The organism is Ensifer sp. Root954 (assembly GCF_001429005.1).
In the GTDB taxonomy this organism is placed as follows: Bacteria; Pseudomonadota; Alphaproteobacteria; order Rhizobiales; family Rhizobiaceae; genus Ensifer; species Ensifer adhaerens.
This window is the reverse complement of sequence record NZ_LMJM01000038.1, coordinates 1-2,125: the sequence shown is the minus strand read 5'-3', so window position 1 is coordinate 2,125 and position 2,125 is coordinate 1. Positions and strand designations below refer to the sequence as shown.

Genomic DNA, 2,125 nt, shown 5'->3' with positions numbered 1-2,125 from the left:
GCGCGCTTGCGGATCTCGGCCGACGGCGGGCGGCGATTGGAGGGCCGCACCTTCAGCCCGAAGGCGACGTTGTCGAGCACGGTCATGTGGCGGAACAGGGCATAGTGCTGGAAGACGAAGCCGATGTTGCGCTCCTGCACGGTCTTTTGCGAGGCATCCTCGTCGCCGAAGAAGATCGTGCCTTCGGTCGGGCTTTCGAGCCCGGCAACGAGACGCAGAAGCGTCGTCTTGCCGGAGCCGGAGGGGCCGAGCAGCGCGATCAGCTCGCCGGAGCGGATGTCGAGCGAGACGTCGTCGAGCGCCGGGAAGCGGCCGAATTCCTTGCGGATGTTGTGAACGCGCACGTCCATGACAATACCTTTCGAATGCCGGCTTTCCCGGTCAGTGCCTGCGGCTGGCGGCGATCTCGGCGCTGTAGCGGATCTCCAGCGCCGTCTTCAAAATCAGGGTGATCAGCGCCAGCAGCGCCAGCAACGCCGCCACCGCGAAAGCGGCGACGAAGTTGTATTCATTATAGAGGATTTCGACCTGCAACGGCATGGTGTTGGTCTCGCCGCGGATATGGCCGGACACCACCGAGACGGCGCCGAACTCGCCCATGGCGCGGGCGTTGCACAAAAGCACGCCGTAAAGCAGCCCCCATTTGATGTTGGGCAGCGTCACATGCCAGAAGGTCTGCCAGCCCGATGCCCCGAGAGACAGTGCTGCCTCCTCGTCGCTACTGCCCTGTTCCTGCATCAACGGGATCAGCTCGCGGGCGACGAAGGGGAAGGTGACGAAGACGGTGGCGAGCACCAGGCCCGGCACGGCAAAGAGGATCTGGATGCCGTGGCTCTGCAGCCAGGGACCAAGGACACTGTGCGAGCCGAACAGAAGCACGAAGACGAGGCCGGAGATCACCGGCGAGACCGAGAACGGCAGGTCGATCAGCGTCGTCAGGAAGGCCTTGCCCTTGAACTCGAACTTGGCGATCGCCCAGGCGGCGGCCACGCCGAAGACGAGGTTGAGCGGCACGGCGATGGCGGCGACGATCAGCGTCAGGCGGATGGCGGAAAAGGTTTCGGCATCGCCAAGCGCCAGCACGAATTCCGTCACGCCCTTGCGCAGCGCCTCGGTAAAGACGGCGGCGAGCGGCAAAAGCAAAAACAGTGCGACGAAGGCAAGCGCCGTGATCGTCAGCGTCAGTCGGGCAAAGCGGCTTTCGGAGGTGGCGGCGGCCAGTTCCGGCAGGGCGGCGCGAGGGCCGGAGGCCGGACTGAGGCCGGGACTGGGTGCTGAGGCGGCGGTCAGGTCATGCGACATAGACATATCTCCGCCGGCTCCAGGCCTGGATCGAGTTGATGAGGAGCAGCATGGCAAACGAGATCGCCAGCATGACAGCGGCAATCGCTGTCGCAGCCGCATAGTTGAACTCTTCGAGCCGGATGACGATCAGCAGCGGGGCGATCTCGGAGACGTAAGGCAGGTTGCCGGCGATGAAGATCACCGAGCCGTATTCGCCGACACCACGGGCAAAGGCGAGCGCAAAGCCGGTGAGGCCGGCTGGCAAGAGCCCCGGCAAAAGCACCCGGCTGATCGTCTGGAAGCGGCTGGCGCCAAGGGTGGCTGCAGCTTCCTCCACTTCCTTGTCGATCTCCTCCATGATCGGCTGCACGGTCCTGACCACAAAGGGCAGGCCGACGAAGATCAGGGCGATGACGATGCCGGCCGGAGTGAAGGCGATCTTGAGGCCAAGCGGCTCCAGGAACTGGCCGATCCAGCCGTTCGGGGCATAGAGCGTCGTCAGCGCAATGCCGGCAACCGCGGTCGGCAGCGCAAAGGGCAGGTCGACCATGGCGTCGATCACCCGCTTGCCGGGGAAACGGTAGCGCACCAATACCCAGGCGAGGATGACGCCGAAGACGAGATTGATAACGGCAGCGATAAAGGCCGTGCCGAAGGAGATCTTCAAGGCATTGAGCGTGCGCGGATCAAGCGCCAGCGCCACGAACTGCGCCCAGCCGAGCCCGCTGGCGCGAAACACCAGTCCCGACAACGGGATCAACACGATCAGAACCAGCCAGCTCAGCGTGATCCCGAGCGACAATCCAAATCCAGGCAAAACACTCGGCTGGCGAAATCGCCA

At 64.1% G+C, this 2,125-nt stretch carries 3 protein-coding genes; all 3 read right to left on the bottom strand.

All coding sequences use genetic code 11. From position 1 onward, the window contains the following. Positions 1-350, bottom strand: a 350-nt coding sequence (locus tag ASE71_RS24475; RefSeq protein ID WP_113544759.1) for an ATP-binding cassette domain-containing protein, incomplete at its 3' end; no start/stop codon positions are given. Between the two features lie 31 nt (positions 351-381). After that, positions 382-1,302, bottom strand: coding sequence for a sulfate ABC transporter permease subunit CysW (gene cysW, locus ASE71_RS24470; protein WP_112773461.1), 921 nt, complete (start codon positions 1,300-1,302; stop codon positions 382-384). Beyond that, positions 1,292-2,125: sulfate ABC transporter permease subunit CysT (gene cysT / locus ASE71_RS24465; RefSeq protein ID WP_034805371.1), on the bottom strand; the 834-nt coding region annotated here is incomplete at its 5' end. The genes cysT and cysW, both read right to left, overlap by 11 nt.